This is a genomic window from Massilia sp. BGA-UO-ETr-WB1 (assembly GCF_059567845.1).
The window spans coordinates 626,524-647,338 of record NZ_JCAQOT010000021.1; the positions used below are offsets into that span (position 1 = coordinate 626,524).

General features: G+C 65.8%; 24 protein-coding genes. 9 read left to right on the forward strand and 15 right to left on the reverse strand.

Going from position 1 to position 20,815, the window contains the following annotated elements:
• Positions 1 to 125: 125 nt before the first annotated feature.
• Genes AC56DV_RS07500 through leuS form a run of 8 tightly spaced genes read right to left on the reverse strand, consistent with a single transcriptional unit; the run spans position 126 to position 9,344 of the window.
• Complete coding sequence (locus AC56DV_RS07500; protein WP_496313661.1) at positions 126 to 1,409, reverse strand: multidrug effflux MFS transporter; 1,284 nt, start codon at positions 1,407 to 1,409, stop codon at positions 126 to 128.
• A gap of 57 nt (positions 1,410 to 1,466) precedes the next feature.
• Positions 1,467 to 2,672: a THUMP domain-containing class I SAM-dependent RNA methyltransferase gene (locus tag AC56DV_RS07505; RefSeq protein ID WP_496313662.1), complete on the reverse strand. Its 1,206-nt coding sequence runs from the start codon at positions 2,670 to 2,672 to the stop codon at positions 1,467 to 1,469.
• Between the two features lie 56 nt (positions 2,673 to 2,728).
• Positions 2,729 to 3,331 carry a 2-hydroxychromene-2-carboxylate isomerase gene (locus tag AC56DV_RS07510; RefSeq protein ID WP_496313663.1) on the reverse strand — a complete coding sequence of 201 codons (603 nt, stop codon included), beginning with the start codon at positions 3,329 to 3,331 and terminating at the stop codon, positions 2,729 to 2,731.
• A gap of 12 nt (positions 3,332 to 3,343) precedes the next feature.
• The gene (locus AC56DV_RS07515; RefSeq protein WP_496313664.1) at positions 3,344 to 3,772 is read right to left on the reverse strand and encodes a CopD family protein; all 429 of its coding nucleotides are present in this window, start codon (positions 3,770 to 3,772) and stop codon (positions 3,344 to 3,346) included.
• Between the two features lie 12 nt (positions 3,773 to 3,784).
• The gene (locus tag AC56DV_RS07520; RefSeq protein WP_496313665.1) at positions 3,785 to 5,050 is read right to left on the reverse strand and encodes a glutamate-5-semialdehyde dehydrogenase; all 1,266 of its coding nucleotides are present in this window, start codon (positions 5,048 to 5,050) and stop codon (positions 3,785 to 3,787) included.
• Between the two features lie 33 nt (positions 5,051 to 5,083).
• Positions 5,084 to 6,100, reverse strand: a complete 1,017-nt coding sequence (holA, locus tag AC56DV_RS07525; RefSeq protein ID WP_496313666.1) for a DNA polymerase III subunit delta — start codon at positions 6,098 to 6,100, stop codon at positions 5,084 to 5,086.
• 5 nt (positions 6,101 to 6,105) lie between these two features.
• On the reverse strand, positions 6,106 to 6,690 hold the full coding sequence (locus tag AC56DV_RS07530; RefSeq protein WP_496313667.1) for an LPS-assembly lipoprotein LptE: 585 nt from the start codon (positions 6,688 to 6,690) through the stop codon (positions 6,106 to 6,108).
• 2 nt (positions 6,691 to 6,692) lie between these two features.
• Positions 6,693 to 9,344: a leucine--tRNA ligase gene (gene leuS, locus AC56DV_RS07535; protein ID WP_496313668.1), complete on the reverse strand. Its 2,652-nt coding sequence runs from the start codon at positions 9,342 to 9,344 to the stop codon at positions 6,693 to 6,695.
• A 55-nt stretch (positions 9,345 to 9,399) separates the two neighbouring features.
• Here leuS and AC56DV_RS07540 point away from each other — a divergent pair, with 55 nt between their 5' ends.
• The 5 genes from AC56DV_RS07540 to map all read left to right on the forward strand — a co-directional run bounded on the left by AC56DV_RS07540 (position 9,400) and on the right by map (position 12,504).
• A complete protein-coding gene (locus AC56DV_RS07540) occupies positions 9,400 to 10,170 on the forward strand; it encodes a DUF6597 domain-containing transcriptional factor (protein ID WP_496313669.1) in 771 nt (256 codons plus the stop codon).
• 70 nt (positions 10,171 to 10,240) lie between these two features.
• A complete protein-coding gene (locus AC56DV_RS07545; protein ID WP_496313670.1) occupies positions 10,241 to 10,606 on the forward strand; it encodes a VOC family protein in 366 nt (121 codons plus the stop codon).
• Between the two features lie 39 nt (positions 10,607 to 10,645).
• Positions 10,646 to 11,419: a class I SAM-dependent methyltransferase gene (locus AC56DV_RS07550; protein WP_496313671.1), complete on the forward strand. Its 774-nt coding sequence runs from the start codon at positions 10,646 to 10,648 to the stop codon at positions 11,417 to 11,419.
• 58 nt (positions 11,420 to 11,477) lie between these two features.
• A complete protein-coding gene (locus tag AC56DV_RS07555; protein WP_107873581.1) occupies positions 11,478 to 11,720 on the forward strand; it encodes a ParD-like family protein in 243 nt (80 codons plus the stop codon).
• Positions 11,713 to 12,504, forward strand: coding sequence for a type I methionyl aminopeptidase (map, locus tag AC56DV_RS07560; RefSeq protein WP_496313672.1), 792 nt, complete (start codon positions 11,713 to 11,715; stop codon positions 12,502 to 12,504). Before AC56DV_RS07555 ends, map begins: the two co-directional genes overlap by 8 nt.
• A gap of 104 nt (positions 12,505 to 12,608) precedes the next feature.
• Here map and AC56DV_RS07565 read toward each other — a convergent pair whose 3' ends face one another.
• The 5 genes from AC56DV_RS07565 to AC56DV_RS07585 are packed head-to-tail and all read right to left on the reverse strand — an operon-like array spanning position 12,609 to position 15,465.
• The gene (locus AC56DV_RS07565) at positions 12,609 to 12,935 is read right to left on the reverse strand and encodes a barstar family protein (RefSeq protein ID WP_496313673.1); all 327 of its coding nucleotides are present in this window, start codon (positions 12,933 to 12,935) and stop codon (positions 12,609 to 12,611) included.
• Positions 12,935 to 13,357 carry an ExbD/TolR family protein gene (locus AC56DV_RS07570; protein WP_496313674.1) on the reverse strand — a complete coding sequence of 141 codons (423 nt, stop codon included), beginning with the start codon at positions 13,355 to 13,357 and terminating at the stop codon, positions 12,935 to 12,937. The genes AC56DV_RS07565 and AC56DV_RS07570 overlap by 1 nt, the downstream gene beginning before the upstream one ends.
• 9 nt (positions 13,358 to 13,366) lie before the next feature.
• Positions 13,367 to 14,038: a MotA/TolQ/ExbB proton channel family protein gene (locus AC56DV_RS07575; RefSeq protein ID WP_496313675.1), complete on the reverse strand. Its 672-nt coding sequence runs from the start codon at positions 14,036 to 14,038 to the stop codon at positions 13,367 to 13,369.
• Between the two features lie 2 nt (positions 14,039 to 14,040).
• Complete coding sequence (gene dapB / locus AC56DV_RS07580) at positions 14,041 to 14,847, reverse strand: 4-hydroxy-tetrahydrodipicolinate reductase (RefSeq protein WP_496313676.1); 807 nt, start codon at positions 14,845 to 14,847, stop codon at positions 14,041 to 14,043.
• Between the two features lie 12 nt (positions 14,848 to 14,859).
• Complete coding sequence (locus AC56DV_RS07585; protein WP_496313677.1) at positions 14,860 to 15,465, reverse strand: outer membrane protein assembly factor BamE; 606 nt, start codon at positions 15,463 to 15,465, stop codon at positions 14,860 to 14,862.
• Positions 15,466 to 15,586: 121 nt separating this feature from the next.
• Here AC56DV_RS07585 and fur point away from each other — a divergent pair, with 121 nt between their 5' ends.
• Positions 15,587 to 16,015, forward strand: coding sequence for a ferric iron uptake transcriptional regulator (gene fur / locus AC56DV_RS07590; RefSeq protein WP_496313678.1), 429 nt, complete (start codon positions 15,587 to 15,589; stop codon positions 16,013 to 16,015).
• Positions 16,016 to 16,025: 10 nt separating this feature from the next.
• Here fur and hrcA read toward each other — a convergent pair whose 3' ends face one another.
• Positions 16,026 to 17,042, reverse strand: a complete 1,017-nt coding sequence (hrcA, locus tag AC56DV_RS07595) for a heat-inducible transcriptional repressor HrcA (RefSeq protein WP_496313679.1) — start codon at positions 17,040 to 17,042, stop codon at positions 16,026 to 16,028.
• A 37-nt stretch (positions 17,043 to 17,079) separates the two neighbouring features.
• Positions 17,080 to 17,799 (reverse strand): HAD family hydrolase, encoded by a 720-nt coding sequence (locus tag AC56DV_RS07600; RefSeq protein WP_496313680.1) that lies wholly within the window; start codon positions 17,797 to 17,799, stop codon positions 17,080 to 17,082.
• A gap of 117 nt (positions 17,800 to 17,916) precedes the next feature.
• On the opposite strand from AC56DV_RS07600, the gene AC56DV_RS07605 reads away from it, so the two are divergent.
• The 3 genes from AC56DV_RS07605 (at position 17,917) to AC56DV_RS07615 (ending at position 20,776) form a co-directional block, all read left to right on the forward strand.
• The gene (locus tag AC56DV_RS07605) at positions 17,917 to 19,404 is read left to right on the forward strand and encodes a metallophosphoesterase family protein (RefSeq protein WP_496313681.1); all 1,488 of its coding nucleotides are present in this window, start codon (positions 17,917 to 17,919) and stop codon (positions 19,402 to 19,404) included.
• A gap of 148 nt (positions 19,405 to 19,552) precedes the next feature.
• A complete protein-coding gene (locus tag AC56DV_RS07610) occupies positions 19,553 to 20,131 on the forward strand; it encodes a hypothetical protein (protein ID WP_496313682.1) in 579 nt (192 codons plus the stop codon).
• Between the two features lie 18 nt (positions 20,132 to 20,149).
• Positions 20,150 to 20,776 carry a hypothetical protein gene (locus tag AC56DV_RS07615; RefSeq protein WP_496313683.1) on the forward strand — a complete coding sequence of 209 codons (627 nt, stop codon included), beginning with the start codon at positions 20,150 to 20,152 and terminating at the stop codon, positions 20,774 to 20,776.
• Positions 20,777 to 20,815: the final 39 nt, after the last annotated feature.

Here is a 20,815-nt window from a genome sequence, read left to right on the forward strand (position 1 = left end):
GCATTAATATTTAACCAACTGTAGAAAAATCAGGCACTCAAAAGGCGATAGTAGCATAAACAACTTAGATAACTTATCGGCAAGAAAAATTTCTTCCTAAACTTATCACACTTCCTTGCCGATAACTATCCGCCCGCCTGTTGGGCTGATAGCATGCTCCGGTAATAGCGCGCCGTCAACCACAATGCAAGCGCCGTCACAGTAAACGCCAATTGGCCGTAGGCCAGCCACAACACCGAGTCCGACAGCACCGGCGCGATGGCGCCGGCCACCACCGCGCCCAGCAGCGTGGTGGCGAACGACTGGCAGGACGCCACCGTGCCGCGGATATGCGGAAACAGGTCCAGCCCCAGCAAGGTGGCGGCCGGCGCCACCACCGACATGCCGAAGGTATAGAAGAACAGCGGCGCCACGCTCCACGGCAGCGACGGCGGCTGGAACCAATGGTAGATGACGTTGACGGTGGCGGCCGTGATCAGGAAGCAGAAGCCGATGCCGATCTGGCGCGCGAACGTCATCTTGCCGGCGATGCGGTTGGCCGCCAGCGCGCCGAGGAAAATGCCGCTCACGGCGGGGATGAACAGCCAGCCGAACTGGTGCGGCCCGAGGCCGAGGTGGCGCGGCAGCATCACCGGCGCCGCCGTGATGTAGACGAACAGGCCGGCGAAGTTGAAGGCCACCACGCCGGACTTCAGGTGGAACAGCGGCGAGGCCAGGATGGTGCGGTAGTTGCGCGCCAGGTAGCGCGGGTTGAAGGGCTGGCGCCGGCCCGGCGGCAGCGTTTCCGGCAGGCGGCGGTAGCACACCAGGAACAGGCCCACCGTGTAGATGAACAGGAACAGGAAGATGGCGCGCCAGTCCAGGTATTTGACGATGACGCCGCCCAGCACCGGCGCGATGGCGGGCGCGATCGAGAAGATCATGGTGACCATGGACAGCAGGCGCGCGGCCGGCGCGTCCGCGTACAGGTCGCGGATGATGGCGCGCCCCACCACCACGCCGGCGCCGGCCGACACGCCCTGCAGCACGCGGAAGAACCACAGGTAGTGCACCGAGTGCGAAGCGGCGCAGCCCATGGTGCCGATGGCGAACAGCACCAGCGACACCAGCACCACGTTGCGGCGCCCGAAAGCGTCGGCCAGCGCGCCGTGCCACAGCACCATGGCGGCGAAGGCCAGCATGTAGGCGGTGAGGGTTTGCTGCACTTCCAGCGGCGTGGCGTGCAGCGAAGCCTGGATGTTGGGGAAGGCCGGCAGGTAGGCGTCGATCGAGAACGGCCCCAGCATGGACAGCGACGCCAGCACGATGGCCAGCGCGAAGGCGCTCAGCGGCTTGGTGTGGCTCGGTTCGGGCGGGGGGATCTCGGCGACGGGATCGGGCGGGAGGTTCGCGGGAGGCGCAGGAAACATGTGAGGTCCGGTTCTGCCGCGGGTCCGGCATCGCCGGACCTGCGCGGCGGGTGATGCTTATTGTGCTTTCGGCTTGGCTTCTTCGCGGCGGTTGTAGCCGGCCACCATGTCGAAGCGGAACAAACGGCATTCCAGCGCGCCGTTGAAGAACGGCGTCTTGCGCGCTTCCTTCAAACGCAGCAGCTTGGGCAGGCCCAGGTCCGCCGTGAACAGGAAGGCGGTCCAGCCGGCGAAGCGCTGCTTGAGCGTGGTGCCGAAGGCGGAGTAGAACGAGGTCGCCAGTTCGTCTTCCGGCAGGGTGCTGTCGCCGCGCACGCCGATGCGCTCGCCGTACGGCGGATTGGTCAGCAGGATGCCCGGCTGCTCGGTGGGGGCCTTCACTTCCTGCGCTTCGATCTGCTTGAGCGGAATGTCGAACATGATGCCGGCGCACTTCAGGTTGTGGCGCGTCATGGCCACCATGTCGCCCGAGATGTCGGAGCCGAAGATGGTCGGTTCGGTCGGCAGCGGGTTAGGCTTGATGGCGTTCTTCATGCCGGCCCAGGCGGCAGGCTGGAAGTCGTGGAACTTCTCGAAGGCGAAACGGCGGCGCGCGCCGGGCGGGATGCCCTGCACCATCTGCGCCGCTTCGCACAGGATGGTGCCGGAGCCGCACATCGGATCGAACAGCGGCGTGCCCGGCTTCCAGCCGGAGACGCGCAGCAGGCCGGCGGCCAGGTTTTCGCGCAGCGGCGCGTCGCCCGTCTCGTCGCGCCAGCCGCGCTTGAACAGCGCCTCGCCCGAGGTGTCCAGGTAGACGATGTACTGGTGCGCGTCCAGGAAGCCGACGATGCGCATGTCCGGCTCGCGCGTGTTCACGGACGGGCGCGAACCGTACATGTCGCGGAAGCGGTCGCAGATCGCGTCCTTGATTTTCAGCGTGGTGAATTCCAGGCTTTTCAGTGGCGACTTCACGGCCGTCACGTCGACGCGGATGGTGTGGTCGACGCCGAACCATTCTTCCCACGGCTGCGCCAGGGTCAGGTCGTAGATGTCGTTCTCGTTCTTGTAGCCGCCGGCGGCCATGCGCATCAGCACGCGCGAGGCGATGCGCGAATGCAGGTTGACGCGGTAGGCGTCTTCCAGGGCGCCGGAGCAGTGCACGCCGCCGGGCACCTGGTTGTGCACCTTCAGGGTGCTGCCGGGCAGCTGCGTGATTTCAGTCAGTTCTTCGGCCAGCGCCGCTTCCATGCCGCGCGGGCATGGGCAAAAATAGGAAGCCATAGGGGTACCTTTTATCCGTTTAAAAAAAACGTTCCGCCTGCGCGGAACGGTGTACTTCAGGGGGCCAGTGCGCGCTCGAGGAAATCGAGCCTGTCCTGACCCCAGAAACTTTCGCCATCGAGGATGTACCACGGCGAGCCGAATATATTGGCGGCGGTGGCTTCCTCGGTGTTCTTGTCGTACTCGGCCTGCACGCTGGCCGTCTCCGACGATTTGACCAGCGCGCGGCCATCCAGGCCGCAGCTGTTCGCGATCTGCACCAGCGTCTCCTCGTCGCCGATGTTGCGCTCCTCGGCCCACAGGCCGCGCATGATGGCGCCGGACAGCTGCAGCGCCGTGTCCACGCCGTGCGTCAGGCGCGCGGCGATGATCAGTTTGGCCGCCGCATCCGGCGACACCGGGAAGAACTTGGGCTGCAGATTCATCGGCACGCCGAGGAATGTCGACCAGCGCGCCAGCTCCACCAGGCGGTAAGCCTGGCGCTGCGGGGCGCGTTTGGCCAGCGGCAAGCCGCCGGACACGCCAAACACCTTGCCCAGATCGAAGGGACGGATATCGATCTGCGCGCCGTGCGCCTTGGCCAGCGCCACGAAGCGCTCGTGGCCCAGGTAGCTCCACGGCGAATGCGGGGCAAAGTAGTAGTGGCAGGTTTTGCTCATGCGTGCTCTCTTTTAAAAAGGTTTGACCACAACGAGAATAACAATCGCCAGCAGCAGCAGCACCGGCACTTCATTGAACCAGCGGTACCACGTGTGGCTGCGGGTATTCACGCCCCGCTCGAATTTCTTCAGGATGGCGCCGCAGGCGTGCGAGTAGCCGATGGCCAGGATCACCAGCGTGAGCTTGGCGTGCATCCAGGCCGGCATCTTGAAGCTGTCCCCGCCGCCGTACTGCAGCCACAGCAGCCACGCGCCCAGCAGCACCGCCGGCACCGACAGCAGCATCATGAAGCGGTACAGCTTGCGCGCCATCAGCAGCAGGCGTTCCTTGCTCACGCTCTCCTTTTCCAGCGCCAGGTTGACGAAAATGCGCGGCAGGTAGAACAGCCCGGAGAACCAGGACACGACGAACAGGATGTGGAACGCTTTTACCCAGAGCATAGGCTTCCTTATTTACTTGCGTACTTCGCCGTGGCCGAACACCACGTACTTGAGCGAGGTCAGGCCTTCCAGGCCGACCGGGCCGCGCGCGTGCAGCTTGTCGTTCGAGATGCCGATTTCGGCGCCCAGGCCGTACTCGAAGCCGTCCGCGAAACGGGTGGAGGCGTTCACCATCACCGAGGCCGAATCGACTTCGCGCAGGAAGCGCATGGCGTCGCTGTAGTCTTCGGTGATGATGGACTCGGTGTGCTTGGACGACCAGGTGCTGATGTGGTCCATGGCCTGGTCGATGCCGTCCACCACCCGCACTGCCAGGATCGGCGCCAGGTATTCGGTGGCCCAGTCTTCCTCGGTGGCGTGCGCCAGGTGCGGATAGCCTTCCAGGATTTTGTACGATTCCGGGTCGCAGCGCAGTTCCACCTTCTCGGCCGCGTACAGCTTGGCCAGCTCGGGCAGCACCTGCGGCGCAATGGCGCGCGCCACCAGCAGCGTTTCCATGGTGTTGCATGGGCTGTAGCGCTGGCACTTGGCGTTGAAGGCCACGTCCAGCGCCTTCTTCATGTCGGCCTTGGCGTCGATGTAGACATGGCAGATGCCGTCCAGGTGCTTGATCATCGGCACGGTGGACTCCTTCATCAGGCGCGCGATCAGGCCCTTGCCGCCGCGCGGCACGATCACGTCCACGTACTGCGGCATGGTGATCAGCGCGCCGACGGCGGCGCGGTCGGTGGTGTCCACCACCTGCACGCCGTCCGCCGGCAGGCCGGCGCCCTGCAGGCCTTCCATCACCAGCCTGGCCAGCGCGCGGTTGCAATGGATGGCTTCCGAACCGCCGCGCAGGATGGTGGCGTTGCCGCTCTTGATGCACAGGCCGGCCGCGTCCACCGTCACGTTCGGCCGGGCTTCGTAGATGATGCCGATGACGCCCAGCGGCACCCGCATCTGGCCCACCTGGATGCCGCTCGGGCGGAATTTGAGGCCGCTGATTTCGCCGATCGGGTCCGGCAGCGCCACGATCTGGCGCAGGCCTTCGACCATGGTGGCGATGGCCTTGTCGGACAGCGCCAGGCGGTCCAGCAATGCCGGCGCCATGCCGGCGGCGGCCGCCGCGTCCAGGTCCAGCTGGTTGGCGGCGCGCAGGGCGGCCGCGTCGCGTTCGATCGCGTCGGCGATCAGCAGCAGCGCGCGGTTGCGCTGCGCGCTGTCGGCGCGGGCCATGGCGCGCGATGCAACGCGCGCCTGGCGGCCCACTTGTTCCATATACTGCGTGATGTCCATTTCAGTCCCGTGTAGTCAATCCGATGCCGGCGTTCAGCCGCGCGCCACCTTCAGCGCCAGCTGCAGCATCGCGTCCCATGCGTCGCCCGCGTAGGCTTTGGCGCGCAGGCCCTTGATCATCTTATCGATTTGCGCCGCTTCCTGCAGCGCAGCCTCCAGCAGCGGCAGCGACACGCGCCGCAGCGCCGGCTCCATCATGCGCTCCTTCGGCCCCCAGATGCGGTACTCCTTGAGCAGCGCGCCCAGCGGCCGTCCCTGCGCAGTCCCGGCTTTCAGCTTGAGCAGCGTGCGGATTTCTTCCGACACCGCCCACAGCACCAGCGGCAGCGCTTCGCCTTCGCCTTTCAAGCCTTCGAGCATCCGCACCAGCCGCGCGGGATCGCCGGACAGCATCGCTTCACTCAGTTTGAACACGTCATAGCGCGCCACGTTCAGCACCGCGTCATGCACTTGTTCATATGTCAGTTTGCCCGCTTCGTGCAGCAGGCCCAGTTTCTGTATTTCCTGATGCGCCGCCAGCAGATTGCCTTCAACCCGGTCGGCGATGAAGTCGATGCTCTGGCGGTCCGCGCTCTGGCCTTGCGCGGCCAGGCGGTTGCCGATCCAGCCCGGCAGCTGCGCGCGCTCGACATTCGGAATGTCGATGTACACCGCCGCCTGCTGCAGGCTGGCCACCCAGGCCGCCTTCTGCGTCTGCCAGTCCAGCTTGGGCAGCGTGATCAGCGTCAGGTTGTCCGGACTCAGGTCCTTCACGTAATTCTGCAGCGCCGCGCCGCCGTCCTTGCCCGGCTTGCCGGTTGGGATGCGCAGCTCGATCAGCTTCTTGTCGCCGAACAGGGACAGCGCCTGGTTCGCCGCCAGCAGCTCGCCCCACTTGAAGCTGCGCTCCACGGTCAGCACGTCGCGCTCGGAATAGCCTTGCGCGCGCGCGCTGCGGCGGATCTTGTCCGCCGCTTCCAGCGCCAGCAAATGCTCGTCGCTGGTGATGACGTACAGCTGCGCCAGCTGCTTGCTCAAATGCCCGTCCAGCGCGTCCAGCCTCAATTGCATACGCTTTATTCCTTCGGCGCGGCGACCGGCGTGGCCGGCGCCAGCGACATCTGCGACACCGGCTTGATGGCGGCCATGCGGCGCATCATCTGCTGCACCAGGTCGGTCTGCATGTCCTTGTACAGCAGCGCCTCTTCCTGCTCCTTGGCCAGCAGCTGGGTTTCGTCGAAGGTGATCGGACGGCTCAAGCTGATGGTGGTGGGTCCCAGCAGCTCGTTGCCCAGCTTGTCGCGCACGCGGAACACGATGTTGTACGCCAGCAGATACTCGCGCACGCGGCCATTGCTGTTCAGCGACAGGATGCTCTTGGTGCGCGTCTTCTCGGGATCGGACAACACCTCGACCACGCCGTCGGCCTTGGCCGGATCGGAGACCACCACCGTGTTGCCGTTGACGCGGATGTTGCGCTTCAAGTCGATCGCCAGCGGCGAGGACTCGGGCAGGCCGATGTACATGGCCGGGAACGGCAGCGTGTAATGGCCGCCCGAACCGCGCAGGTGGAAGCCGCAGGCCGACAGCGAACCGGCCAGCGCCGCCGCCGCCAGCAGCGCCCCGGCGCCGCGTTTCAGGGTATGGATGGTGGTCTTCATGCTTACACCACGATGTTGACGAGTTTGCCCGGCACCACGATGACCTTTTTCGGCGTGCCTTCGATGAACTTCTGCACGCTTTCCTCGGCCAGCGCGGCGGCTTCGATGGCGGCCTTGTCGGCGCCCTTGGCCACCTTCACGGAACCGCGCAGCTTGCCGTTCACCTGGATCATCATCTCGATCTCGGACTGCTCCAGCGCGGCGGCGTCCACCTGCGGCCACGGCGCGTTCAGCAGGTCGCCCAGCGCCTTGCCGTAGCCCAGCTCTTCCCACAGCACGTGGGTGATGTGCGGCGCCACCGGATTCAGCAGGCGCAGGAAGATGGCGAAGCCTTCGGAGATCACCGCATTGGATTCGGCGCTGTCGTCCAGCTTGGCCGACTCCATCGTGTTCAGCATCTTCATGCAGGCCGACACCACGGTGTTGTACTGGATGCGCTTCAGGTCATAGTCGGCCTGCTGCAGGATCTTGTGCAGTTCGCGGCGCAGGGTTTTCTGCGCGTCGCCGGCCACGGCCGCCGACACGGTGGCGCTGCCGCCCACCGCTTCGATGCGCGCTTTCTGCGTGTAGCCGAAGGCCCACACGCGGCGCAGGAAGCGGTTCGCGCCTTCCACGCCGGAGCCCGACCATTCCAGCGTCTGCTCGGGCGGCGAGGCGAACATGGTGAACAGGCGGGCCGTGTCGGCGCCGTACTGCTCGATTTGCGCGGCCGGGTCGATGCCGTTATTCTTCGACTTGGACATCTTCTCGGTGCCGCCGATGTTCACCGGCTGGCCGTCTTCCTTCAGCAGCGCGCTTTGCGGGCGGCCCTTGTCGTCGGTGGTCAGGTTGATGTCGGCCGGGTTGTACCAGGTCTTCTTGCCCGCCGCGTCTTCGCGGTAATAGGTCTCGTTCAGCACCATGCCCTGCGTGAGCAGGTTGACGAACGGCTCGTCGAACTTCACCAGGCCGAAGTCGCGCATGATCTTGGTCCAGAAGCGCGCGTACAGCAAGTGCATCACGGCGTGCTCGATGCCGCCGATGTACTGGTCCATCGGCATCCAGTAGTCGTTGCGCTCGTCCACCATGGCGTTGTTCGAACCCGGCGAGGTATAGCGCATGTAGTACCACGACGAATCGACGAAGGTGTCCATGGTGTCGGTTTCGCGGCGCGCGGGCTTGCCGCACTGCGGGCAGTCGCACTTCAGGAAGGCTTCGTACTTGTTCAGCGGGTTGCCGGTGCCGTCCGGCACGCAGTCTTCCGGCAGCACCACCGGCAAGTCCTTCTCAGGCACCGGCACCGAACCGCAATCGGCGCAGTGGATCATCGGGATCGGCGTGCCCCAGTAGCGCTGGCGCGAAATGCCCCAGTCGCGCAGGCGGAAGGTGATCTTCTTCTCGCCCAGGCCCTTCGCTTCCATGTCGGCCGCCACGGCGTCCACGGCGGCGGCGTAATTCAGGCCGTCGTACTTGCCGGAGTTGGTGACGATGGCTACTTCCTTGTCGCCATACCATTCCTGCCACTCGGTGCTGGAGAACTCGGGGTTGGCGGCGGTGGTGATGACCTGCTTGATCGGCAGATTGTATTTGTTGGCGAAGGCGAAATCGCGCTCGTCGTGCGCAGGCACGCCCATCACGGCGCCGTCGCCGTAGGTGATCAGCACGTAGTTGCCGACCCAGACTTCAACCTGGTCGCCGGTCAGCGGATGGGTGACGAACAGGCCGGTCGGCATGCCCTTCTTCTCCATCGTGGCCATGTCGGCCTCGATCACGGAGCCCATCTTGCACTCGGCGATGAAGGCCTGCAGTTCCGGGTTGTTCTGCGCGGCGTGCGTGGCCAGCGGGTGCTCGGCCGCCACGGCGCAGAAGGTCACGCCCATCACGGTGTCCGGACGGGTGGTGAAGACGAACATCTTGCCGTCCTGGATCAGCTTGCCGTCGGCGTCCTTGATCTCGTGCGGGAAGGCGAAGCGCACGCCGGTCGACTTGCCGATCCAGTTGGTCTGCATGGTGCGCACGCGCTCGGGCCAGCCCGGCAGCTTGGTGTCCACGTATTCCAGCAGCTCGTCGGCGTAGTCGGTGATGCGGGCGTAGTACATCGGGATTTCGCGCTTTTCAATCAGCGCGCCGGAACGCCAACCGCGGCCGTCCACCACCTGCTCGTTGGCCAGCACGGTCTGGTCGATCGGGTCCCAGTTCACGGTGCCGGTCTTTTTGTAGATGATGCCTTTTTCCAGCATCTTCAGGAACATCCACTGGTTCCACTTGTAGTATTCCGGCTTGCAGGCCGTCATTTCGCGCGACCAGTCGATGGCCAGGCCCATGGATTCCATCTGCTCGCGCATGTGGGCGATGTTGGAGTAGGTCCATTGCGCTGGCGGCACGTTGTTGGCCATGGCCGCGTTTTCCGCCGGCATGCCGAACGCATCCCAGCCCATCGGCATCAGCACGTTGTAGCCGTTCATGCGCAGGTAGCGGTACATCACGTCATTGATCGTATAGTTGCGCACGTGGCCCATGTGCAGCTTGCCCGAAGGGTAAGGCAGCATCGAGCAAGCGTAGTACTTGCCTTTTGGGAAACGTGGGTCGTTTTCTACCGCTTTGTAGGCATCGATCGCCTTCCAGTGCGATTGGGCGGCTTTTTCAACGTCGGCGGGACTATATTTATCTTGCATGATGTGTGCGGCCAGTATGAAATATTGGTGGATATGAACCGGTCATTATAACAGCATGCACTATAAGGAATTTCCGCCTCACCCCGCCTTGCGCGCGTATGTCGCGTGCCTGTGGGCGAGCGCGTCCGGCGGCCCGGCCAGGGACGGCCGCGCCGCCTCGCACCGGGTGCTGCCGGACAACTGCATCGACATCCTGTGGCAGGATACGGGCGAGCCGGCGTTCGCCGTCGGCATGATGACGTGCGCCATCCATGTGGCCTCCGAGCGGGTGGTGCGGACCGTGGCGGTGCGCTTCAAGCCGGGCGCGGCGGGCATTTTCCTGTCGCAGCCGCATGGCCCGGCCCTGCCGCTGCACCACCTGGCCGACCGGCGCAACGACCTGGACCAGCTATGGGGCCGCAGCGGGGCCGACCGGCTGGCCGACAGCCTGTGGAGCCGCGAGTTGAGCGACGTCCAGCGCCTGGCGCTGATCGAGCGCACCCTGCTGGCCCGGCTGCGGGAAGCGGCGATACCCGCCAGCCCGCTGGTCGGCGCCGCGCTGGACGCCATCGATTGCAGCGGCGGCGTCCTGCGCATTGAAACCCTGGCGGACGGACTGGGCGTGTCGCGCCAGCACCTGGCGGCCCAGTTCCGCGCCAAAGTGGGCCTGACGCCCAAGATGTACGCCCGCATCTCCCGCTTCCGCCGCGCCACCGGCGCCCTGGCCGAAGCCAAGGCCCCGGACTGGGCCCGGCTGGCCCAGGACTGCGGCTATTTCGACCAGTCCCATTTGATCCGCGACTTCCAGGAATTCTCCGGCAGCACCCCGGAAAGCTTCCTGCGCTGACTTTCCATTTTTCCAATCGCGGCCGCTCCCGGCGTGGCAAGATGGCCATTATTTCAACCAGGAGAGCAAGATGATCAAAGGATTACGCACCGCCATGTACCCGGTGCCGGACATGGAACAAGGCAAGGCCTGGTACACCAGCGTGTTCGGCGTGGGCCCCTATTTCGACCAGCCGTTCTACATCGGCTTCGCCATCGGCGGCTTCGAGCTGGGCCTGTTCCCGGACGGCACGCCCGGCCCGTCCGGCAGCCGCGTCTACTGGGGCGTGGACGATATCGAGGCAGAAGTCGAGCGCATCACCGCGCTGGGCGCCACGGTGTTTTCGGCCATCCAGGACGTGGGCGAAGGCATCAAGGTGGCCGAGCTGAGCGACCCATACGGCAACGTGCTGGGCCTGATCTACAACCCGCTGTTCAAGGCCGAGGACGTGCGCTAAGCGGCTATAATTGCGTCTTTCGCAATACACGCCCCCGCCATGACCTCTGCGCAAGACCAAAGCGACATCGCCTTCCTGCAAACCAATGCCCGGGCGATACGCGCCGCCGGTCTGGATTTCTGGCACCTCGATCAGACCATCAATCTGCACAACTACGTGCGCATTGCCAACGAAGTCGCAGCCCAGCTCCCCGACCGCGCCCACATTCTCGACTGGGGCTGCGGCTGGGGCCAGATGAGCTGGCTGCTGCGCCGGCGCGCGCTGCAGGTCACCTCCTTCGAGCTGGGTCCGGACGACATGAAGCTGCCGGACATTCCGCTGTGCGAAGGCCTGCACGTGGTGCGCACCCAGCACCCCACCCTGCTGCCCTTCCCGGACCAGCAACTGGACGCGGTGCTGAGCTGCGGCGTGCTGGAGCACGTGGACGAATACAGCGAGGCGGGCAACGAGAAGAAGTCGCTGCGCGAAATCGCCCGCATCCTGCGCCCCGGCGGCAAGCTGCTGATTTACCAGCTGCCGCAGCGGGCCGCATGGCAGGAAGCCATCGTGCGGCGGCTCAAGCTGGGCTATTCGCACCCGCGCCGCTATACCGGCGAAGAAATCACCGCCCTGCTCGGCGAGGCCGGCTTCGACGTGCAGCGCCTGCGGCGCGCCAACCTGGTGCCGAAAAACCTGACCGGCATGCCCGCTGCGGTGCGCCGCATCTACAGCATCTTCAGCCTGCCGCTGATGCGGCTGGACCACTACGCCTGCCACATTCCGCTGCTGAACCGCATCGCCGGCGTCATGGAAATCACTGCTGTCCGGCGCTAAAGCAAAAGTTCATGGTAATATACGTTTCATATACAAACCATATATTAAACGGAACACCATGGGCATAGTAAAAATCTCCGACCAGATGCACGAGAACCTGCGGGTGGCAAGCGGCGCGCTGAGCCGCTCCATCAACGCGCAGGCCGAACACTGGCTGCGCATCGGCATGCTGGCCGAAACCAATCCCGAGCTGCGCTACAGCGACATCTGCCAGATGCTGCTGCGCGCCGCCGCGCAGGACGGCCCCACGCTGGCCGACGCCATCGGCGCCCCCATCGAGGAGCGCCGGCACCATGCGTAAGAAAAAGCCTAACGACATCCTCATCAAGAGCCCCGATCAGATCGCCCAGGCGCGCGTGGCGGCGCAGCTGGCGGCCGACGTGCTGACCATGATCGGCCCGCACATCAAGGCCGGCGTCACCACGGAAGAGCTGGACAAGATCTGCAACGACTACATCGTCAAGGAGCAGCAGGTGATCCCGGCCAACGTGGGCTACGGCGGCTTCCCGGCCACCGTGTGCACCTCGGTGAACGAAGTGATCTGCCACGGCATCCCCTCGCCCAAGCGCGTGCTGCGCGACGGCGACATCATCAACATCGACGTGGCCGTCATCAAGGACGGCTGGCACGGCGACACCAGCCGCATGTACTACGTGGGCCAGCCCAGCAAGCAGGCCGAGCGGCTGGTGGACGTGACGTACAAATCGATGTGGGCCGGCATCCGCGCGGTGAAGCCGGGCGCCACGCTGGGCGACGTCGGCCACGCGATCCAGACCGTGGCCGAAGCGGCGGGCTACAGCGTGGTACGCGACTACTGCGGCCACGGCATCGGGCTGGTGTACCACGAGGACCTGGAAGTGCGCCACTACGGCAAGCCGGGCACCGGCGTGGTGCTGCAGCCGGGCATGCTGTTCACCATCGAACCGATGATCAACGCCGGCAAGCCGCAAACGCGCGAACTGCCGGACGGCTGGACCGTCGTCACCGCCGACCGCTCGCTGTCCGCGCAGTGGGAGCATATGGTGACGGTGACCGAGACCGGGTTCGAGGTGCTGACCTTGGCGCCGGGCGAGCAACCGCAATAAGCTAAGCGCCCCCCTGCCACTTTTGCGGCGGCGGGCGCGATTTGCGGGCATAGTCGACCAGGTCTTCGCAAGAACGATTCAATTGCCGCGCAGCAACCTCAACACTACTTCAGGGTCAGCTTGAGGGCGGGCTTTTCGCCGTAGTCTTCATAGCGCTCGTTGATGCCGCCGATGCAGAAAGTGACTTCTTCGAGGATGTCCGGCACTGCCGCTTGCATGGCGGCGGCGTCCTTGATGACGACCTCCAGCACCTCGTTCGGCTTCAGGTGGAATTTGGTCATGCCGTCTTCGTCGCGCACATAGCTCAGGCAGTCGATCCACGCGTCCATGGTGTTGCCGTAGCTGTCAGGGAAGCCGAAGGCGGCCTTGCATTCGGCGTGGAAGCTGTCGAAATCCTTGATCGCTGCGCCGTTCAGTTCTGCGGTAGCCATTATTTTTTTTCCTTCGGGTCGGTAACGAAACCCATCTTGCTCAGGCCGCGCGTTTGCGCGGCCGCCATCACTTGCGCCACCACTTCGTAGCGGGTGTCCTTGTCGGCCCGCAGCTGCAGCTCGGGCTGTACTTCCAGCCTGGCCGCTTCGTCCAGGCGCTGCTCGAGCACGGCCTGGGCGACCGCTTCATTGTTCCAGTAAATCTTGCCGGCGCCGTCGATGGCCACCGTCACCGTGGCCGGCTGCTGCTGCGACTGCTGCGCCTGCGCCTTGGGCAGGTCCAGCTTGACCGCGCTGGTGAAGGCGGGCGCGCCCAGGATGAAGATCACCAGCAACACCAGCATCACGTCCACCATGGGCGTGACGTTGATGTCGGACATCGCTTCCTTCTGCCGGTGGTGGTTGAACGCGCCGAAGGCCATGGCGGTTCCTTAGCGGGCTTTGGTCAGGTAGGCGTGCAGGTCGTGCGCGAACGCGTCCAGTTCGGACAGGGTGAGGCGGTTGACGCGGTTGAATCCATTGTAGGCCAGCACCGCGGGGATCGCCACCATGAGGCCGATGCCGGTCATGATCAGCGCCTCGCCGACCGGGCCGGCGATCTTGTCGATCTGCACCGTGCCATGGCTGGAGACGGCCGACAGCGCATGGTAAATGCCCCACACCGTGCCCAGCAGGCCGACGAAGGGCGCGGTGGAGCCGATCGAGGCCAGCAGCGTCAGCCCGCTTTCCAGCTTGATGGTGGAACGGTGGATGGCGCCGCGCAGCACGCGCGTGACCTGCTCGGCGTGGTCCATCTCGCCCGCCAGGGTGCGCTGGTTGACCACGTCCACCTGCGCCGCGCCTTGCTGCGCCAGCGGCAGGTAGATGCGTTCCGGGTCGGCCGCTTCCAGCGCGGCCACGCCGTCGCCCATGGTGGGCGCGTTCCAGAAGGTTTCCACCGCGCCTGCGCTGCGCCGCACCCGCCACGAGGCAAACGCCTTGGACAGGATGAAGTACCAGCTCACCAGCGACATCGCCAGCAGCACGTAAGCCACCGCGTGGCTCAGCGCATCGCCCTGTTCCCAGTAGCGGGCCAGGCTGAAGTGGTTCTCCAGGTCGCCCATCGTCAGTTCAGCGACAGCACGTCATTCATGTCGAACAAGCCCACGGACTTGTCGGCCAGGAAGCGCGCGGCGCGCACCGAACCGTTGGCGTAGGACACGCGGCTGCTGGATTTGTGGCTGATCTCGATGCGCTCGCCGTCCGCCGCGAACAGCACGGTGTGGTCGCCGATGATGTCGCCGCCGCGGATGGTGGCAAAGCCGATGGAAGACGGGTCGCGCGGACCGGTCACGCCTTCGCGCGCGTAGACCGCGCAATCCTTCAGGTCGCGGCCCAGCGCCTCGGCCACCACTTCGCCCATCTTCAGCGCGGTGCCGGACGGCGCGTCCACCTTGTGGCGGTGGTGCGCTTCGATGATTTCGATGTCGTAGCCGGTGTTCAGGTTCTTGGCGGCCAGTTGCAGCAGCTTCAGGGTGACGTTGACGCCCACGCTCATGTTGGGCGCGAACACGATGGCGGTTTTCTTGGCCGCCTCGGCGATGGCGGCCTTGCCGGCCTCGTCGAAGCCGGTGGTGCCGATCACCATCTTGATGCCGTGCTCGGCGCAGTACGCCAGGTGTTCCAGCGTGCCTTCCGGGCGGGTGAAGTCGATCAGCACCTGCGCGCCGGCCAGGCCCTTGGCCAGGTCCGCTTCGATGGCCACCCCGGCCGGCTTGCCGGAGAAGGCGGCCGCGTCCTGGCCCAGGCTGGGCGAACCGGCCCGGTCCAGCGCGCCGGACAGGCGCACTTCCGGCGTGCCCTGCACGGCTTCGATCAGCATGCGGCCCATGCGGCCGCTCGCGCCCGCGATTGCAATGTTCAGTTCAGTCATGCTCGGTCCTTCTTACTTCGATTCGATTTTCGGCGTCACGGGCACGGGTGCGGCGGCGCCCGAGTCGGTGCCGGCCGGCAGCGGCGCGGTGCCGGGCGAGACGCCCTTGTTCTGCTCCTTCAGCGCCTGCTTGGCGGTCTTGGGCGGGCCGGCGATCAGCGCGATGTACTCCTGCTCGGTAGGCAGGTTGCCGCCTTCGAAGCGGTCGACCTTGCCTTCCTTGAAGTAGACCACCACGGTGCTGTCGATGGTTTCGCCATTGCCACGGGCCAGGCGGAACGGGTAGTCCCAGCGCTCGGCGTGGAAGATGTCCTGCAAGAGCGGCGTGCCGAGGATGAAGCGGACCTGGTCGCGCGTCATGCCCGGTTTCAGTTGCTGCAGCATTTCCTGGGAAATGAAGTTGCCCTGCTGGATGTCCGGACGGTAGGGCGAGAAGAACCACATGAACTTCTGCAGTTGCGAAATGCTGCGGACCTGGGCGCCTTTGCCGGCCACCACCGCGTTGTCTTCGACTTTCAGGTCAGCCTTCTTTTCGCCCAGCGTGCTGAGCGAGGCGCAGCCGGAAACGGCCAGCGCAAGGCAAATCGCGCCCGCCGCGAGGGGCGTGCGGCGTTTCATAGTGTGCAACATGGACTGCGGTATAGCCTGGGTGATGCGCATAAATGACCTCAAATCGATTGAGCGGAAGTGCCAAAACACTATATGATAAAGCACATTGTCCCACACACGAGTAAGAAACATGAGCAACAACCCAACCGACCTGAAGGCAAGCGGCCTGAAAGCGACTCTGCCGCGCCTGAAGATCCTCGACATCTTCCAGAATAGCCCGGTGCGCCACCTGACTGCGGAGGATGTTTACAAGATCCTGCTGGCGGACAATATGGATGTTGGCCTGGCAACGGTATACCGTGTGCTGACCCAGTTCGAGCAGGCCGGCCTGCTGAACCGCAACCACTTCGAAACCGGCAAAGCCATTTTCGAGCTGAACGCCGGTTCGCACCACGACCACCTGGTGTGCCTGGACTGTGGCCGGGTGGAAGAATTCTTCGACGAGGAAATCGAGCACCGCCAGCAAAACATCGCCGAAGCGCGCGGCTTCAAGATCGCCGAGCACGCGCTGGCCATCTACGGCAACTGCGTCAAGACGGCCTGCCCGCACAAGCCGTGATGTTGGCGGCCTAGTGGTTGCTCAAGGCGTTTGACAGGAGCTTGGCGGTGATGTCCACGATAGGGATGACCCGCTCGTAAGCCATGCGCGTCGGCCCGATCACACCCAGCGTGCCGACGATCTTGCCGTTCGCTTCATACGGCGCCGTCACCACGCTCATCTCGTCCATCGGCACCAGGTGCGATTCGCCGCCGATATAAATCTGCACGCCGGAAGCCTTGCTCGACACGTCGAGCAGCTGCATCAGCCCGGTCTTCTGCTCGAACATGTCGAACATCTGGCGCAGCGACGTCATGTTGGACGACAGGTCGCTCACCGACAGCAGGTTGCGCTCGCCGGCGATCACCATGTCGTCCGCGCTGTCGGCCATGGCTTCGCTGCCGGCCTCCACCGCCTGCTGCATCAATCGCCCCATGTCGGTCTGCAGCTGGCGCAGCTCGCCCTGCATGCGCCCGCGCACTTCCTCCAGCGCCAGGCCGCTGTAATGCTGGTTGATGTAGTTGGCCGACTGCACCAGCTGGGCCGGCGTGTAGTCGACGTCGGTCAGCAGCATGCGGTTCTGCACGTCGCCGGCCGGGCTGACGATCACCAGCAGGATGCGTTTTTCCGACAGGCGCAGGAATTCAATCTGCTGGAACACCGACTCGTGGCGCGGCGCCATCACCACCCCGGCGAACTGGGACAGCGAGGACAGCATCTGCGCCGCGTTGGCGATCAGCTTTTGCGGCTGCTGGCTGGGCAGGCGCATGCGCGCTTCCACCGAGCTCTCGTCGATGTGCTGCACGGTCAGCAGGGTGTCGACGAAGATGCGGTAGCCGCGCGGCGTGGGGATGCGGCCGGCCGAGGTGTGCGGGCTGGCCACGTAGCCCAGCTCCTCCAGGTCCGCCATGATGTTGCGGATGGTGGCCGGGGACAGCTCCAGTCCCGAAATTTTCGACAGCGCGCGCGAGCCTACCGGCTGGCCGTCGGCAATGTAGCGCTCCACGAGCGCCTTGAGCAGGGTTTGGGCACGAATATCGAGTTGCATGGGCTTATTATGCACGCAGACGCACGCCGGCAGTATATCAATCTGCCAGCTGGTTCTCCAGCCAGTCCAGAAGTTCGTCGAATGTGGCGCAGACCGCGTCCGGCGCGATGCCGTGCGCCTCGGCCTCCAGCAGCGCCGCGCTGCCGCGCCGGTTCATCCACACCGCGCGCAGGCCGGCGCGCTGGGCGCCCTCCACGTCCAGTTTCAAATCGTCGCCGACATACACCGCCGCCGACGGCGGCACGTTCAGCGCCCGGCACGCCTCCAGGAAAATGGCCGGGTCCGGCTTGGCGCTGCCGAAGTGGGCGGCCGCCAGCGACACCTTGAAATGGTGGGCCATGCCGACAACTTCAAGATCCGCGTTGCCGTTGGTGATGGTGCCCAGCACCAGGCGCTCCTTCAGCTTGAGCAGGCCGGGCAGCACGTCGTCGTACAGCTGGACGGCGTTGCGCGCGGCCGAGAAGTGGCGCATGGCGCCGTCCAGGTGGCGCTCGTCCTCGCCCAGCTCGGCGAACGCGGCTTGCAGGCCGGCGCGGCGCAGGCTGGCCAGGTCCACGTGCAACTCGGGGCGCTCGGCCAGCAGCGCCATGCGGCGCGCGCGCAGCTCGTCGATGGAAAATTGCTGCGCCACCCGCGGCGCGTGCTCGGCCAGCCAGGCGTGCAGGGTCACTTCGGCCTGGGCGATCACGGGGGCGATCGGCCACAGCGTGTCGTCCAGGTCGAACAGGATGGCTTTCAGGGGCGTGCGGGCAGTCATGCCGGTATTGTCGCACGGCTGCGCCGGCACGGGGAGCTTCGGCGGGCGCGTACCGGGGGGCGCGCAGGGCATGCGCAGCGCATGTAAAATTGGCGAATTGTCCACATGGAGTCCGCTTTGTCCAAACTGCCCGCCTTGCGCGCCCTGCCCCCGGCCATTCGGGTCCCACTGGCCTCGCTGGCCTCGTTGGCCCCCCTGGTCCTGCTGGCGGCCTGCGCCACCCGGCCCCCGGCGGCCAGCCCGGCACGGCCGTCCCCGGCCAGCGTGCTGGCCGCGCCGGACGGCTACGCCGCCTACGTGCTGATGGGAGAGTCCGGCGCCGTGGCGCGCGTGGTGCTGGACGCGCCGTCCTGCCCCGCCATCGTGGTGGACGGCGCCAGCCGCCCGATGGCGCTGCGCGCCGCGCCCGCCACCCTGCCGCTGCGCCCCAACGCCACCAAGGCCGACGCCAAGCCCTCCGCGTTCCCGCTGCGCGTGTGCGAGGCGGACCTGCCGCCGGCCGCCGCCAGCGTCAGCGTGCTGGGCCCGGGCTTGGCCATCCCCCTGCCCGTGCCGCGCGCCGAGCCACAGCGCATCGTCGTCATCGGCGATACCGGCTGCCGCATGAAAAAGAGCGGCAACGAATTCCAGGACTGCAACGACCCGCAAGCCTATCCCTTCGCCACCGTGGCCGCAGCGGCGGCCGCGTGGCGGCCGGACCTGGTGGTGCACGTGGGCGACTACCACTACCGCGAAAACCCCTGCCCGCCCGGCAACGCGGGCTGCGCAGGCAGCCCCTACGGCTACGGCTGGGACGCCTGGCGCGAGGACTTCTTCCGCCCCGGCGCCGCCCTGCTGTCGGCCGCGCCGTGGGTGGTGGCGCGCGGCAACCACGAAAACTGCGAGCGCGCCGGCCAGGGCTGGTGGCGCCTGCTCGACCCGCGCCCCCTGCAAAGCGGGCGCGACTGCATCGATCCCGCACAGGATGCCGGCGGCAACTATAGCGCCCCCTACGCCGTGCCGCTGGGCGGCGGCGCCCAGCTGCTGGTGGCCGACACCGCCTCCACCACCTGGAAAGGCCTGCAGCCGGGCGACACCGGCTACGAGCAGTACCGCGCCACCTACCGCCGGCTGGACGCGCTGGCGCAGCGGGCCGAGTGGAACATCGGCGTGATGCACCACCCCATCCTGGGCGTGGGCGCCGAGGTCAAGGAAAACGGCCAGCTCGACTGGCACCTGGGCGACCTCGGCCTGCAGCAAAGCTTCGGCTCGCTCAATCCGCAGCTGCTGCCGGCGCGCGTGCAGGCGCTGCTGTCCGGCCATGTGCACCTGTGGCAGCAGCTGAGCTTTTCCAGCCCGCACCCGACCCAGTTCGTGGCCGGCTTCTCCGGCACCGCCGAGGACATGGCCCCGCTGCCGGCCCGGCTGCCGGCCGGGATCAGCCCGGCGCCGGGCGCCGTGGCCGACCAGTTCAGCACCTGGATCGGCGGTTTCGGCTTCATGGCCATGGAGCGCGGCGTGCCCGGCGAGTGGGCGGTGACGGTGCACGACCGCCATGGCGCCGTAAAAAACCGCTGCCGTATCAGCGGCAGACGCTCCGTATGCAGCGTGACACAAGTACAATAGCCGGTTTCGCCATGCCAAAAGTCACAAGCTGTTACAAGTTGCCGGTTCGGGATGCACTAAAATAAGCGCCAATTGCGCCTACCGCATCCGCAGCCGCAAGGCCCGGCCTTCCCTATCTTTGTAGTTACATCAGTATCTGGAGAGTTTTATGAAAAGTTTGACCTCGCGTTGCGGCGCCGCCCTGCTGTTGGCCAGCGCGCTGGCCGCTTGCGGCGGCAGCGACGGCGGCAGCCTGCCGGTGAGCGGCAGCATTATCGGCCTGAACCGTGCCGGCCTGATCCTCAGCAACGGCGGCAAGCAGCTGGTGATCGACGGCGCGCCGTCGAGCTTCTCCTTCCCCGACCTGCTGGCGCCGGACACCGCGTTCGAAGTGCTGGTCGACAAGAGCCCGGACGGCCAGAAGTGCACCCCGAGCAACAACAAGAACAAGATCAACTACTACACCTACAGCACCACGGTGATCACCTGCACCACCGACCCGTACCCGCTGGGCGGCACGATCACCGGCCTGACCGGCGCCGGCCTGGTCCTGGCCAACGGCGACAACACGGTGGCCCCGCTGGCCGGCGCCGCCACGTTCACCTTCCCGGGCCTGGTGCCGAATGGCGCGCCCTACGGCGTGACCGTGCTCAAGCAGCCAACCGGCCAGACTTGCACCGTCGCCAACGGCACCGCGGCGAAGATGCCGACGGCCGCCGTCAACACCGTCGCCGTCACCTGCATCTAAGAAGCCTGGAGCATATCAATGAAAGCATTCCCTGTACGCACTACCGCTGCGGCGGCCCTGCTGGTGGCGCTGAGCGCCTGCGGCGGCAAAGCGTCGTTCGACGTGACCGGCGTGTTCGTCACCAGCCAAGGCGTGACGCAGCCGGTGGCCAATAGCGGCCTGGTGCTGCAAAACGGCAGCGACAACCTGAGCGTGGCGGTGGGCGCCACCACCTTCAAGTTCGGCAACAGCATTTCCTACGGCACCGCCTACGACATCAAGGTGCTGAAGCAGCCCGACCACATGACTTGCAGCGTGGTCAACGGCAGCGGCTCGGCCGGCCACACGGCCACGATCTCGGCCAGCGTGATCTGCAACCAGAACACCTACAGCATCGGCGGCACGGTCACCGGCATCACCGGCGACTACAACGTCAAGCTGACCAACGGCAGCACCGGCGGCCAGGTAGTCCTGACCAAGGACACGCCTAACTTCACGTTCGGCACGCCGGTAGCGGACGGCCAGGCCTACGGCGTATCGGTGCTGGAAATCACCTCGGCCACGGTCACCCCGGTCAGGCTCGCTTGCAGCGTGGCCAACGGCACCGACGTGATGGGCAACGCGCCGCGCGCCAACATCGTGGTGACTTGCGCGCCGACGCCGTAAGGCGCACGGAAGAGGGAAGGAGATATAAAGCAGAAGAAT